Annotated in this window: 15 protein-coding genes; 1 reads left to right on the top strand and 14 read right to left on the bottom strand. The window is 43.0% G+C overall.

Annotated elements, in window-relative coordinates:
* Positions 1-38: 38 nt before the first annotated feature.
* The 14 genes from AC5YB1_RS09010 to AC5YB1_RS08945 form a co-directional block, all read right to left on the bottom strand.
* Positions 39-1,010 carry a type II secretion system F family protein gene (locus tag AC5YB1_RS09010; RefSeq protein WP_494518894.1) on the bottom strand — a complete coding sequence of 324 codons (972 nt, stop codon included), beginning with the start codon at positions 1,008-1,010 and terminating at the stop codon, positions 39-41.
* A 1-nt stretch (position 1,011) separates the two neighbouring features.
* Positions 1,012-1,989, bottom strand: coding sequence for a type II secretion system F family protein (locus AC5YB1_RS09005; RefSeq protein WP_494518893.1), 978 nt, complete (start codon positions 1,987-1,989; stop codon positions 1,012-1,014).
* A gap of 11 nt (positions 1,990-2,000) precedes the next feature.
* Positions 2,001-3,326, bottom strand: a complete 1,326-nt coding sequence (locus AC5YB1_RS09000) for a TadA family conjugal transfer-associated ATPase (RefSeq protein WP_494518892.1) — start codon at positions 3,324-3,326, stop codon at positions 2,001-2,003.
* A gap of 15 nt (positions 3,327-3,341) precedes the next feature.
* Positions 3,342-4,589, bottom strand: a complete 1,248-nt coding sequence (locus AC5YB1_RS08995; protein WP_494518891.1) for a CpaE/TadZ family protein — start codon at positions 4,587-4,589, stop codon at positions 3,342-3,344.
* Between the two features lie 90 nt (positions 4,590-4,679).
* Complete coding sequence (locus tag AC5YB1_RS08990; protein WP_494518890.1) at positions 4,680-5,114, bottom strand: TadE/TadG family type IV pilus assembly protein; 435 nt, start codon at positions 5,112-5,114, stop codon at positions 4,680-4,682.
* Positions 5,111-5,584 carry a TadE family protein gene (locus AC5YB1_RS08985; protein WP_494518889.1) on the bottom strand — a complete coding sequence of 158 codons (474 nt, stop codon included), beginning with the start codon at positions 5,582-5,584 and terminating at the stop codon, positions 5,111-5,113. The genes AC5YB1_RS08990 and AC5YB1_RS08985 overlap by 4 nt, the downstream gene beginning before the upstream one ends.
* 9 nt (positions 5,585-5,593) lie before the next feature.
* Entirely contained in the window at positions 5,594-6,901 is a 1,308-nt protein-coding gene (locus AC5YB1_RS08980; RefSeq protein ID WP_494518888.1) for a pilus assembly protein TadG-related protein, read from the bottom strand.
* Positions 6,902-6,912: 11 nt separating this feature from the next.
* Positions 6,913-7,200 (bottom strand): hypothetical protein, encoded by a 288-nt coding sequence (locus AC5YB1_RS08975; RefSeq protein ID WP_494518887.1) that lies wholly within the window; start codon positions 7,198-7,200, stop codon positions 6,913-6,915.
* Positions 7,201-7,215: 15 nt separating this feature from the next.
* On the bottom strand, positions 7,216-8,673 hold the full coding sequence (locus tag AC5YB1_RS08970; RefSeq protein WP_494518886.1) for a type II and III secretion system protein family protein: 1,458 nt from the start codon (positions 8,671-8,673) through the stop codon (positions 7,216-7,218).
* A gap of 37 nt (positions 8,674-8,710) precedes the next feature.
* Positions 8,711-9,553, bottom strand: a complete 843-nt coding sequence (gene cpaB, locus AC5YB1_RS08965; RefSeq protein WP_494518885.1) for a Flp pilus assembly protein CpaB — start codon at positions 9,551-9,553, stop codon at positions 8,711-8,713.
* A gap of 53 nt (positions 9,554-9,606) precedes the next feature.
* Positions 9,607-10,971: a DUF8689 domain-containing protein gene (locus tag AC5YB1_RS08960; RefSeq protein ID WP_494518884.1), complete on the bottom strand. Its 1,365-nt coding sequence runs from the start codon at positions 10,969-10,971 to the stop codon at positions 9,607-9,609.
* A gap of 1 nt (position 10,972) precedes the next feature.
* On the bottom strand, positions 10,973-11,542 hold the full coding sequence (locus tag AC5YB1_RS08955; RefSeq protein WP_494518883.1) for an A24 family peptidase: 570 nt from the start codon (positions 11,540-11,542) through the stop codon (positions 10,973-10,975).
* Between the two features lie 93 nt (positions 11,543-11,635).
* Positions 11,636-11,845 (bottom strand): Flp family type IVb pilin, encoded by a 210-nt coding sequence (locus AC5YB1_RS08950; RefSeq protein WP_494518882.1) that lies wholly within the window; start codon positions 11,843-11,845, stop codon positions 11,636-11,638.
* Positions 11,846-12,547: 702 nt separating this feature from the next.
* Positions 12,548-14,047 (bottom strand): L,D-transpeptidase family protein, encoded by a 1,500-nt coding sequence (locus AC5YB1_RS08945; protein ID WP_494518881.1) that lies wholly within the window; start codon positions 14,045-14,047, stop codon positions 12,548-12,550.
* A 554-nt stretch (positions 14,048-14,601) separates the two neighbouring features.
* On the opposite strand from AC5YB1_RS08945, the gene AC5YB1_RS08940 reads away from it, so the two are divergent.
* A complete protein-coding gene (locus tag AC5YB1_RS08940) occupies positions 14,602-15,006 on the top strand; it encodes a hypothetical protein (protein WP_494518880.1) in 405 nt (134 codons plus the stop codon).
* Positions 15,007-15,025: the final 19 nt, after the last annotated feature.

The following is a 15,025-nucleotide window of genomic DNA, read 5'->3' as shown; positions in this document are numbered from 1 at the left end:
GATTTATTTCATTACTCGCATATGGCCACATTCTATGTTTAGAAAGCTTGCCCCCAGACTTTCATCACTTTCAGTACAGCTGGACCCACGGCAACAATAAAGAAAGAGGGCCATATACAAAACATCATCGGAAATATCATTTTTACAGCCATCTTGGCTGCTTGTTCTTCAGCTTGTTGTAAGCGTTTATCTCGATACTCTTCCGAAAATACCCTTAATGTAGCAGCAATCCCAGTACCTAATCTCATACTCTGTGAAATAGCCGAATTGAGTCCCTTAATATCTTCTAGACCTGTGCGCTCTGTAAACTCATTCAAGGCCACTTTTATTGTCAGACCTGCTCTAACTTTATTACACACTAATTCGAGTTCACTGGATAAATCGGGATGACTTAATGACAGCTCTCTGGCTACACGCTGTAAAGCTGCTAAAAGTCCTAATCCAGCCTCACAACAAACAACGAGTAGATCAAGTGCATCGGGAAATCCAATCCGCAATGCACGCATACGTTTATTCGCCATATAGGTCAAAATCATTGATGGAGCCAAAAAGAAAACGCCCATGATCAAACAAACTAAATAGATACTGATCATGGCTGACAACTCATTAAAATATTGCAGCAGCACAATAGAAATCACTGCACCAATCAAGAGCAACAAGAGCCGAATGGCACTAAATACCGCTAATGCATTATCTGAATGCAAGCCAGCATGGATCAGTAGTCGACGGGTTTCATCATTCGATAGATTCAAAAAAGAGAGTTTACCTAGCTTACCAATACCATGCTCTAAGGTTTTATTGACTTCACTCTGCTCATCAACAACTGATTGACTCTTATCGCCTGTAATATGCTGCAAACGCTTCCTTACGGGAGAGTAGACACCGCTAATGAGAAATGAAACAGAGAGTGCTAATGTTATCCCCGCTATCGCAGCAACAATGTAAATAGCCCATTTAACATGTTGGGGATCGTCAAAAGCCTGATTTATAAGTCCTATTAAGTAGTCCATATCACATATCAATCCTAATCAGTTTACTGATCCAAAGCCCACCCAGTGTCATGCCAATCGCGCCCCATACTAATAAGCGTCGCCCATCTTCAGTTCCTGTCAGTTCGCCAACATAGCTAGGGGTTTGTAAGTAAATCACCGCAAAGAGTACGAATGGCAATAAAATTAAGATCCAAGCAGAAAGCCGTCCCTCTGCTGATAGAGTTCTCACTCGACGTCGAAACATAAAACGTTTACGGATAACTTGTGACAAGTTATCGATATTTTCCGCTAAATTACCACCCGTTTCTTTCTGTACCATAATCGCGCTTGAAAATGCCATTGCAGACACACTTGGTACACGTTCAATAAATCCGAGAATAGCTCTTTTAGTATCTTTACTGTAATTGATATTTGCGAACATTAGGCTGAATTCTTTAGCCAATGGACCATCCATCTCTTCAGTCACTAACTTAATGGCATCAGAAAAAGAATAACCAGCTTGTAAGGCTCGTCTTAACACATCAAGCGCATCGGGAAAGCTGGCTTCAATTGCATCCATCCTTTTAGCTGTATCCCTATTGAGCTTAAAAAAGAACAACATGAAAACCATCAAAATAGCAAACAGAGTCATTAATGGTTCGCGCATATACCACCAGCTCGCTACCCCTACCAAACTGGCTATGGTTAGTGTCAACAGCAAGAATTGGTGACCTAACAAACGGTAATCAGCCAGTTCAAGTCGATAACTTAAATCTTCTATAAAACCTATATGCTCTAATGCTCGACCTATTGCGCCCACTTTACTTAATCGGTTTTTTCTCAGTAACGATGTTTCAAGTACACCATCACCCGATTCTTGCGATAATTTCTGTAAGCGTTTACGAACCTGTGCTGTGTTAGCGCGCTGTGGACTGTATACCGGTAAAAACAGGGCTTGAGAAAGAAAAATAACAGCGATGAATATTAACCCTAAAAATATCATTTCATTGGAAGGCATAGATAAAGCTCCTAGAACTTAGCGAAAGGATCACCACAATTAAATAATTGATATGGTAAATTGATGCCATGTTGTTTGAGTTTAGAATGAAAACCTGGTATTACGCCAGTTGCCTCAAAACGCCCCTTAATTTGACCTTGTTCATCGATACCTTCGCGGGTAAAACGGAATATCTCCGACATGGTAATGATATCCCCTTCCATACCGTTAATTTCCTGAATACTAATTACGCGCCTGCGTCCATCTTCTTGGCGTTCAAGCTGAACCACCAAATCTATCGCTGAAGCAATTTGAGTTCTAATATTACTCACTGGCATATCAAATCCAGCCATACAGACCATGTATTCTAATCTTCCGAGCGCATCTCGAGGGCTGTTGGCGTGCAATGTTGTGAGCGATCCTTCATGACCAGTATTCATCGCTGTAAGCATATCTAATGCTTCACCACCACGGACCTCTCCCACAACGATTCTATCTGGTCGCATTCGCAAACAGTTTTTGACGAGATCTCGCTGAGTCACCTCACCACGACCTTCAATATTTTGTGGACGTGTCTCTAACCTAACGGTATGGGGCTGTTGTAATTGGAGTTCAGCTGAATCTTCAATCGTCACAATACGCTCATTAGAGGGAATATAGCCAGACAGCATATTAAGTAAGGTTGTTTTACCACTACCGGTTCCGCCTGATACCAATACATTTAACTTGCCTTTAACCGCGCCTTGGAGCAGTTCAACCATTTCTGCAGTGATCGAGCCATATTCGATCAACTCTTTTGCGGTCAATTTATCGACAGAGAAGCGTCGAATAGAGAGCGAAGGGCCATCTAAGGCTAAAGGAGGAATAATCGCATTGACCCTAGAGCCATCAGCTAATCGAGCATCAACCATAGGAGAGGACTCATCAATACGGCGCCCGACACTAGAAACAATACGGTCAATTATATTGAGCAGGTGGGCATTGCTATGAAACTTAATATTTACAGGTTCTAATTTACCTCGACGCTCGACATAAACCCTATCAAAAGAGTTGACCAAAATGTCAGAGATCGTCGGATCCGCCAATAAGGTCTCTAATGGCCCTAAGCCTAACACTTCATCTATTATGAGTTTTATTAATCTTTTTCTAGAGGCTAGATTAATTGGAACATGCAGTTCATTAATAAGCCGTTCGCATATTTCACTTATTTGACCACGAGCTTGGTCTGCTGAAACAGTTTCAATCAATGAAAGATCCATCACGCTGAGTAATTTATCATACAGTTTGATCTTGAGCTGTTGCTCTTCAACACTCAGGGGTTGATAACTATCTTTACCAGCCAAACTCATATTATCCATAATCTGATGCCTCAACTAATGCCCCAATAAACGCGCCCAAAAACCTTTCGCTTGCTTTGCTTCACTGCCTTTAGCAGGAATTAATTGTTGTGTTAACTCTAGTAAGTCAAGATACATTCGTTGTTTTTTAGCTATTTCAGTAATGGGCTTACCTAAATCCTCACACTGGCTCGCTAAATTATAATCATTCTCTACAACAAACACAGAGTCGATACCGACTGCCTGCTTAATATCATTTAATTTTATTTGAGTATCTGACTTATCATATCGATTAACTAATATATGGATCCTATCTTTGGTAATGCCCAAATGATTAATCAATTGTTGAATAAGCGCCTTCACCTCTCGAATGATGATTAAATTTTGTTGTGCCACCACTAAAATATCGGCATTACGAAGTAATTCTATATTCCAATACTCTGGACCACGAGAGTAATCCAAAATAACCTGATCATTATATTGACGACATTTCCATAATAAGTCGTATATATTTTCCAACTTAATATCATGGTGTAAGTTCAATAATGAAAAAGGAGCCGCCGCTAGCAAATGTAACTTGCCTTTCGATATCATTGCACTACGCAATGCCACCTCATCTAGCTCATCTAACGCCTGTAAAGCATCAACAAGGTAATAATTGGGTTCAACCCCTAAAATATGGGCCAACGCACCATGATGTAAATCGGTATCTAACAAAGCCACATCCATATCACCACGCTCAGCGGCGATGGCGGCCAGACTTGATGCAATAAAACTTGCACCAGACCCCCCCTTACCGTTAACCACGGCTAATACAGGCGCAAGATCAGCCTTAGTGTTTAACTGCTGTGCAATATTTTTAAGCGCGGTGATCAATTCAATATCGGGGGCATCCAGAGGAATAAAATCACTTACTCCATATTGAAATGCATGCCGTAATACTTTTTGTGGCGTATCTCTCCCAAGAATAATCACCTCTGATTTATAACTAGCAGCGCATGCTAAGGCTTGTTGAGCTAATACCTCTTCATTTGGGATCACCAATAAAATTAAGTTAAACGACTTACCTGAAACATCGGTATTTTTACTTCCAGTTAAATCTGCCGTCTTTTCCCAATGTAAATTGACACATTGCGTTAAATTAGCCTCAATTTGGGGTAAAAACTCTTTTTTCACATCGATCAACAAGACATTGAGTGGAGAAGGCATATAAAAATCCATTTTCTCCTCCAAATTTAACGCATCACTCGATGCTGTAGTAAACAATTTTAATGGTTTTTCCATATAATCAACCTTGAATGACAACAACTGACCCTATCATTACTATAGTCGTTAATGTTAAACAATAAACTATTATTATTGACAGACCGTTTATTATTGACAGACAGTTGCTCCTCCGGGGAAAACCCCTAAACTCTCCCTCGGTAGGGTAGTTGTAAAGACAGGCGAGTTTAACGTCATGTGTAAACCTGGTACCCAAAATTCATGCTGATAATTTTTAATTTCTGCTTTGACAAGTTCGATATCGGCTCCTGTTGCCGCTAAACCACCACGATCAAGATAGCTAATGTCTAGGTTGTCTGCCGTCAAGTTAGGCACTAAATTTGCGCCATTAAACAGGGCTAAGCTGTCGATATTGGTGCTCGTTTGACAGACGATAGCTAATCTGGCCGCACGGCGAGATGCTTCTTGCAATACATTATAGGTGTATATGAGTCTGCCAACTTCTATTGCACTAAATAACAAAATAAAAAAAACGCCAGCAACAATAGCGAACTCAACCGTATAGACTCCCTTTTGCGGCTTCATAATGCGGTTACCGCGTAGTGAGTATTCAAGTTAAAACTAAGATCAATCTCATCGCCCAAACCAAATGTGGTTAGTTTTTCGCCAAATAAAGGTTGCCAATTGTAGGACACAGAAATAACTAACCGACGACTGCCTACTGGTGACTCACTAATAGTAATATCAGCCGGGCTTAATCCTTTTAATAATGGGCTTTGCCCTCCACTCACATTGCCATAAATAAGTAAGTTTTTGGTTTCTGAAATACAATAACCACACTCCTCATCAATAAACGGTGAAGGCAGTAATGTGGTTTGTCGGGTATCGGCATGAGCGCCTAAATAGACACCAGCATCGCGAACTAATTTCGTCAGGGTATTATATTGAAATATAAAACGGCCCAACTCACCCGTTGCAAACACCAGCAGTAACATAAAGGGCAATAGAATGGTCATCTCTACTGCCGCGATGCCCTTTTGTAACGAATAGTTCATAGCGTTCTCCTAAGAGTCTGGACTATCAGGATCTTTATACAGCACTATGGTGTGGTTGTTACTGACAAAATCAGGATCAACCGATGCACTCCCAGTGCCGGGACACTCGGAAACAAACTCCCCTACCACAAAAGACTCTTGTCCACCTTGGTCAACATCTTGCACTAAGAAAAAACAGCCTGTGGTTTTTACCTCGATATCTGTCTGTCCGTTGCTAATCCCATCACACATACCAATAACCACAGGCATCTCTCTACGACTATTGGGCTCGATAGTATCGTCAATACAATTCCCCGTATTACTATCGGCTAAATAATCGGCATGGCTATAGTAGTTCGCATTGGGGTTTTCTATATTGCCATCATTATCAATCGTGATGCGCTCTCCTTGGCATATATTGCGATCCCTTGGATGGTCAGCAGGATCCAACCCACCGCCTTGCCACTGACCAAAACGGGTGTTAAGCCCTTGAGCAACGGGACCAACATTATTACCTGTCTTAGTTGGCACCAAATCCCCCGCTCCAACACAAGTATCAGTTGAATACCCCCCTGCCAATGCCGTTCGTAAAATCTCCGCCCCCGTGCCCTCTAGTGCCAGCAACTGAAAATTCCCCGGGCCTATTGCGGGCGCATTAGCTTGTCCCGATCCCGACTTCATGGCGTACAGGCTGTTAGTCACTATGCCAAAGGGGGCTGCGACCTGCTGACCACTGGCGTCGGTTACCGTATAGTCAGGATCATCATTGACTGCACATACCAGTAACGGCACAAGTTTATTATTACAGGTGATATCGGTACTGCGCCCGGCAACGGCTGAAGCCCTAACACGTTTGTTAAAGTTCAACAGCTGGGCAAGAAAATTATCTAAACCGACATTTTCAACTTTTACTCGAACATACTCACTGCCCTCAATTGCGACAGGAATAAATGGATCGGGTAAGGCGGAAAATTCAACTGATATGTGACTGGTTACAGAATTGGCGCTGTAATCAGCAGGCGTAAAACTGATGTTAGTTTCGAGTTCATTATTTTCTTTAAATGCAAGATTTTGAGTCAACATACTCACTGCAGCCTGCCTAGCTTCGGCTAATGTGGCTCCATTATCGAGCACTTTAGCCGCATGCAAGGCTGATGCATCAACAGCATTTTGCAAGCGACTTTTACTGAGTAACATATGACCACCATCAAGCGCCAAAGCCGCCACTGCAAGTAACGAAAATAATCCTATGGTAAACATCACTAAAATTGCACCGCGTTGACGGCCTGAGTCGAGATTCGATATTGAATCGCGACTTGTGGTGATACATATTTTCAAGCTTTTCATCATCATTGTTCCAATATAGTCGACGAGCTAAGCTCTTTCGCCTTAATGGGAGCTTCATTACTATCTCGGTACTTCAAGATCACTTTACGGCCATAGTTACCCTCGAGACTTAAGACTAAGCCATCGTTACGCACTGATGCCTCAGGATCGAGAATTTGAACATTTTTAACCTGTTGATAGCTCTCTCCCATCTCGAAATTATGTTCATTGGCACAAGCAGATAAAAACAAACTGAGTAAGACCACGGCCCACTTGTGCACCACACTGGCTCTGATATTAAAATGACTCATACTTAACACTCCAATCTACAGTGAATGCCCATATTTTTGTTGGGTACCACTATTTTCAATGTTGACATTAGACATCACGGGCTCGTATGGCGTCTGGGTTTTATCCTCAGGGCGCTCTTTGGTCGAGCTCTTACCCAGCAAATAAAACTCAACATCAGAGGGGGCAACAAATCCATCAGTAGGTAGAGTGATATCTTTTTTATTGAAAGGTCTTACAAGGCGAGGCGTCACTAAAATCACTAACTCGGTTTGACCACTCCGAAAACTCTTACTGGAAAAGAGCTGCCCTAATACTGGAACATCGCCAAGACCCGGTACCTTATCGATATTTTCTCGCAAGTTATCACTGATCAAGCCGCTTATCGCAATCGTTTGGCCATCGGCTAACTCAACCGTTGTGGCGGTACTGCGTTTAACCAAAGAGGGGACCACCAATACTGCACTCGTATTATTGCCAGATAACGACACCGAATTGGCATTACTCACTTCGCTCACGACTACGTTTAAATTTAAGTTTATCTGGCCAGAATCTAATACTGTAGGGAGAAATTTCACCCCAACACCAAAATCACGATATTGAATGGTAGTACTGCCATTGGTATCTGGAACTGGAATGGGGAATTCACCACCAGATAAAAATTCAGCCGTTTGACCACTCATGGCGGTAACATTTGGCTCGGCTAACACTTTGGCCAATCCATTTTGTTTAGCCACATCAAGGGCAAAGTTCATTAATAAATCTTGATTAATATACTGAGCAAAAAAACCTTTACTACTAATCCCGCCGATAGCAGAGTCGACAAACCCACCACCGCCACCGACGACACCGCCAGAAAGATTTGATCCTTGATTAAATATCAAAAACTTAGAATCAAATTGACGCGCAATTTCACGTTGAACCTCTGCCACTACTACCTCTAACATGACTTGATGCCCGCCTCCAATGGTCATCATATTTAGCACGGTACTTTTGGGTTTGCCCACTGTAGGCGATGAATCCACATAAGCCTGAGCTAACTCAACGGCGGTATTCATTTTTTGTAAATTAGAGGCTTGACCACTTAACAATAGTTGCCCCTGAGAGGTTTGCACCGCCAGATTTTCAGTGGGTAAAAACTCATGTAAACGCAGTTTTAAACCATTTAAGTCATGGGTCACTTCTATATCCATGACACTGGTTAATATTTCATTTTCATCCCAAATCATCACATTGGTACTACCCAGCTTTTTGCCTAATATATATAGGTTGTTTTTGGGCAATAGCTTGATATCGGCGATATCAGGGTTGCCGACAGAGACTCTATGTACTGATTTAGGTAGTTGTAAAACACGAGACTTAAAAATAGGGATCTGCTTTAGCTCTTTTGCCCCCTCAAATGGCCCACCTGCCATGACTGGTAGATGTATCAAGGCCGAAATGAACACCAAGAACACGCATCCTACCTCCCAAGTTTTGCCAGTCGAACGCAGCATAGTCCACTCCTTTTCAACCTTTTGGTTGTATTAAATATTAGTCATTCACCTTAACTTCTTGCTCTTTCATTCCCTTCAATATCAGGACTTTCGCTTTAACATTAGACTGAGCATAAACCACTTTCTCCGTTGGCATGGCAGGCTTAACAGTGGCTGACGGCTGTGTCTCTACAAGTGGTTTTATCGGCTCGAGCTGCACGACTTTCTCTTGATTAAGCAGAGCCACTTCAACCTGTGCATCATCATTGGGGTTTCTTAAAGCTAACTGCAATGAGCCACGTCCTTTAGCAACCAACAACTGCTCGGCTTGATCCATGCTCAGCTCTAAGGTAACCGCACGTACCAGCATGGGTTTATTTTCATCATTCGACGCTCGTTGATCGATAGCCAGAATTTTTACGTTAGAGAGCACTACATCGGTTTTATAATCGCCCTCTTTAAAGAGGTTAATCACATCCACTCGGTTTCCGGGCAATAAGAAACCCGCTACGCCAACCACATCATTTACCCTGATGGTCACCGCACGCATGTTAGGTTGAATAAGGCTAGCTAGTGTGCTGCCTTCACCTTTGTTAGTGAGTTTTTCTTGGCGTAATATTTCACCAGGATAGAGTTTTTGATTAACGACTTTACCTTCGGCATCTTCAAACTTTGTCACCGAGCCTTGAGGTACTATACCTTCGGGCACAGGCGTTAAGACTAAATGTTTACGATCGATAATGGTGCCCATAGGCACTAGGCTAGAGACAGTGACAACACTGGTGGTATCAGCCACATTAGCAACACTGCTGTTAGACTCGAGCCAATTTTGAGCGAGGAAAACCGCCATCACACCAAATATCAGCGACAAGACGACAAAAAGAATCGTTTTGTTATTCATAGTGAACTCCCGTTGTTAACTAAAATGTTAACTAAAACATATCTTTATTTTCATTATTCAACAAAATAGATGGACCAAGCAGAGTCAATGAGTGATGGTGTTACCTCTGGTTTAAGTTTCATAAAACAGATCTGATCAGACATGATCCCGAGTAAGTCACGTGGATAACAAGGGATCAGTGGCTTAGCGAATTTTTGATGGTATTGGTTAATCAAATGCAAAAACGTCTCTTCACTGCAACTCAGCCCAAGCTCATCACACACCCGAAACCAAATTTTACGGTAAAGCTGTGCATCTAATGCCTCAAAATGGATCTTGTACCCGAGTCGTCGAAGAAATGCTTCATCGACTAATTCTTTAGGATCTAGGTTAGTAGAGAAGAGTAGAATCAGCTCGAATGGGATCTCAAAATGTTCGCCCGACTGTAAATTTAAAAAGTCTCTATGCTCTTCCATCGGAATAATCCAACGGTTAAAAAGCTGTTTGGCGCTGATACGTTGCCGACCTAAATCATCGAGCAATAAAATGCCATTATTGGCTTTGAGCTGCAGCGGGGCCATATAGGTGCGGCTGTGAGTATCAAACTGTACTTCTAACATTTCAGCAGTAAGCTCACCGCCGGTGATCCTCAGAGGGCGTTGACACTTGATCCATCTTGGATCGTGACCGCTACCTAAGTCTAAAGGGTTGTTTATTGCCTCCACTTCTGTGCGATGATGCAACTCAGGGTCAAAAACTTGTATGATTTCATTCCCTATGGCAATCGCATAGGGAATAAGTACTGCATCGCCCAAAGTAAGATTAAGGTGACGACACAGGTAACTTTTACCTGTGCCCGGTGGGCCATAGATCAATACTGGCCGACTGGAATTCATGGCAGGCCCGATTTTATAAAGCAGATCTTGGGGTAACACGAGCTCCTTAAGGCCTTGTTCGAGCATCTCATAGGTGATGGGGCGAGCTCGGCTCGATTGCTGCTTACAGATGGGAATATATTGTTTAAGCGGCACGGGAGCGAGACCGAGATAACCGCTGCGGCTAAAAACCAACTTAGCATGTATCTCACCCGTATGACTCAAGGCATAGCGCATCTGACCATCTGCTGTAGTCTGACGGTTTTCAACCCAACCTAACTTTTTGGCGGTATCGAGCAGGTATTGTAAAATCCCCCCAGTTATACCCATTTTAGCAACCATCAACTCTTTGGTGAGCACTCCTGCGCTAAATATATGTTTTACCAAGAGATCTAACAATAAGGACTCTGAAAGCCCTGTGGCGTCTAAGGTAATAGGCTTAGGCGCTAGTTGACTAACGTCTACAACATTTTGAGGTTCAGTCTGTTGCGACTCTGCATGTTGCGACAATGGCTTAGACAATGGCTCAACTGTCGCATTATGGTCCACATCCGCTCGCAACATATTACGCCCCCGCTAAAGAATGGCTTAACTGCAAATAAATACTGGGTAAATCATAGTTGATGCTGCAAGCCACCAACCAGCCTATGGCCAATGCGGGTGCATAGGGCACTTTTTGTCCCGCAGCTTCGCCAGGCTCAGGTTTGAAATAGGTTTTGCAGTAAATGCAGTCCCAATAACGCTTAAGCGTGTTGACTACACCACTAAAACCGGTGCGCCACACCACAAGTATCAAGCTGGTGATACTGCCTGCTGCAACGCCATATAACAGGCTCCAGGCTAATAATTCTGGCCCCATTAAGGCGCCAATCCCCATCATTAACTTAATGTCGCCAGCGCCGAGAACCCGAATCACAAATACCGGAAACAATATGATAAATGCCAGGGCAAAACCAAAGCTAGCTAACAGCAAGCCACTAAGCTGCGCATAATATCCGTTGATGACAAAACCACAGAAAATCGCTGCCAGTGACAAGGCATTAGGAATGCGTTGCGATCTTAAGTCGGTAGCGATGGCGATGATAAAAAACAGCGCTGCCAACGTAATTTGAAGCACTAACTGGGTATCTGTCATCGAGATAGGAGCTCTTTAAATTGGCATGAAAATAAGTATTTATAGATGCCTAGCTTACAGGTCAAACTAGGCATCTCTATAGACCTCAGTACCTTAAGGAGTAGCTGTAGCTGTAGTACAGTCGGTGCTAGCACCATTCACAGCAGAGGCGAGGCAATTAATTTTACCCGTTGCGTTATCACCTAATAGGTTAAACGCAGCAATCATACCGCCGACCACCAAGCCACCGGCGATGGCATACTCTACTGCCGTTAAACCACTTTCATCTTCAATAAAATCTTTCAATATGTTGGTAAGGTTCATAATTTTCTCCTAACGACCCAAAGGGCATACTGTCGAGATACTGAGCGCTGAGATACTGAGCGCTGAGATACTGAGTGATATCATGACGCGATACGTAAACTTGCGTATGCTCATCTAGCTCACTTTCATAACTCACTTTCTGCTTCACCCATCTCGTTTTCCTTGTATTCAACGGTGCCATTATTTGTTGTCGAGCATTGGTTACTGTTGCCAATCGTTGATAATGGTAGGTACAAGCCCTAACGCTCGCGACCTAGCCTGCTGTGCAGCAATTGGAGGTAAAATCGCACCATTTCACATTGCTGTTACATTTAAAGGTAGCAAAGTTTTTACAATACACAGCTTAAAAATAAAAAATAAATAATTACCGCAAGGCTATTGCGCTTTAGGGCAACATTATATTTCCAATACAATGAGTTTAGGCGAGACGCTTAATGGCAAGAATGTTTTCGAAAAAGGAAGCATAAGGCTTGATGTTGCATTGTTATGTGACAGCTTTATTGGGCTGGATGAAGTGACAGTAAGGCACCTCCAAGACAGCGAAAATGACTAGGCTAATGCTATAACGCAATACACAGCTAACAACTTCAGCGCCGTTATCCTTTAGCCGTTATTAACCTAGATTAACCGAGTCATAAGAAAAAATCATAAGCAATGCTTGAGAGGGCTATAAGTGAAAAACTAGGAGTGACGAGCTAGCGCCTAATCGCTAGGCTGTCCTCTATTCGCCTTAAGGGGATTCAACTGGTAAATATCGGGGCGAAACTGCACCACTCCATTCGTATCTATCCAAGTGGTTAAATAGGTCATTAATACGGGCAACGGTTCTGCTAACTTAATATAACGCGGCGATGGTTGTGTTAACGCATCTTTAATAACCGCGGGCGACTGCTTAATATGCTGATTTAATAGGTAGTTAACTAAGGCATCCGCTTGTTCCAAACGCACACAACCATGGCTCAAGGCGCGGTCTTGATGGGTAAACAGCGACTTAATCGGGGTGTCATGCAGATAAATCGCTTCATTATTTGGAATAGAAAATCGATAGCGCCCCAATGAATTATTAGCGCCGGGTTGCTGCACGAGTTGATACTCGCTCAGTAGAGCGGCAACTTGCTTAGACGATTGGTTTGCCAATGGTATCACTGAAGAATGACCTTGACTGACTTTACGCAGCTCAAACCCATGGGCAGCCAGATACCCTGGCGAGCGGCCATTTTTAGGCAATAACTCTCCATAAACAATACTTCTGGGCGGGGTCCAGGTCGGGTTCAATGTCACTAGCGTCAGTGTGGTCACCATTTGTGGCGTCGGCGTGGCGGGTTTGCCGACAATCACTCGCATATTCAATACGCTGGTGTCATTTTCCATGATCTGTAATTGGTAGGCCGGAATATTGACCCACAGGTAGCGTTGCGGCAGTTGCGTGGGTAACGCAAACCAGCGAAATAAGGCTTGGCGCAGGTGCAAAATTCGCTGCGATGGTGATATATGTAAGGCTTGCAGCGTCGCGTTATCGAGTTCTCCGCTTTGAGTTAATCCGTGCCTTAGTTGAAAATGCTTGATGGCGCTAACGAGGACAGGATCATAAATCGCATCACGATAATTGTTAGGCGCCTTAGCTGGTAAGTCACCTAATTGAGTCAGCATCCAGCGCAATTTGGCTATTTCGGGCGATCTTTGTCCAAAACGGTATGACATGGGCGAAATTGATGGCCATACATATCGTTCAAGTTGTTGATAGTGCCTAATTTGCTCGCGTAACAATTGCACCTGTTTATGTTCGGGTAACATGCTATCGAGCAGGTTATGTAACCGCTGAGCTTGTGCGGCGCGGCGTAATTGTTCAACACTCAACAGCGCTGCATTGCCCTGTCCTAGCCTTATGGTTTGGATCATATCGATAAATAGTTGTGAATAGCGGTCATCTACCGCATTAGAAGCTGGAGTATAAGCGCCAGCCAATGGCTCGTTTGTTGGCTGCCAAAAGCCTAGGTCTTGCGCGAGTGAGAGCATATCGAGCGTAATTGGCTTCGGGCCTTGCTCATTGAGCCAAATAAACGCCGGCTCATGTTTCACTGGCTGATTAAGCTGCGCTGTCTGTAAGACTGGTTCAGCCGTCACCAACGCTGGCAGGCCGATGAGGTAGAGCAAAACACAGGTAAATGCGAGTAATCGTTCGCTGAGTAAATAAGGTTTCATGTTGTCGATATCATCCATTTATCTGAGTTCATATATACCTAGCACCCACCTAACAACATTGAGTACTGCTGCCAGTCACGATTAGAGTTCAAAGTATAAAATCGAATCATAGAGGCGTTTATCACGGTCAAAGTTTAATAATAAGCCACCTTAATGAAATGATGCCAAGGTCCACTTAAGTGTAGTCATTAGCTCAGGTTTAGCTCATACATCACTTTTAAACAAGATGATTAGGGACTATTGTTTGTTGTATGACCTTTTTTAGATAAGTGAATAGGATAAAGCCGCTAGTTTTGTCAAGCTTACGTATGCTAAACAGCGCGACTGACATCAGAGATTAATGAGTCATCTATACTTGAAATATCAGATTAATCACAGCGACATAAATGCAGTGCCGTAGCGATTGCCTATATGCAGCTATTACCTATGTTACCTATGTTACCTATGTTACCTATGTTACCTATGTTACCTATGTTACCTATGTTACCTATGTTACCTATGTTACCTATGTTACCTATGTTACCTATGTAAAGAGTGCAGGATAATTATTAAGCATGAACAATATAAAATTAACTCAGCCGCAGCGACTGCAAGTGATATTAATCGTGCTAATAAGCCTATTATTACTGACCATTATCTACCCAGCCTGGAGAGGGGTAAAAACGCATCTAGCCTTAAAGTCCGACACTGAATCGGGTAAGACATTAGCAGAGCGTTATCTATTACTGGGTGATTGGCCATCGGGTAATGAAGATACTTTATTGGCTAATTTCGATGACTTTCAAGTCAATATGGCCACTCAGATAAACGAGTCAACTGTAGATAGGCTTGACACTGACAGCGCGACCCCACCAACGAGTCGCAAGATTGCGCGCGCAGCATCGAACTCGACACAGGACCTAAAGCTAAATACACAGCAGCCTATCGATGGCGCTATTGAACTCGACAAACTAAAGTAAAAGCCGAGGTATTTAAACC

Source organism: Shewanella sp. 433, assembly GCF_059338565.1.
Note: the sequence above shows the minus strand (reverse complement) of the source record. Positions and strands in the feature narration are given on the sequence as shown.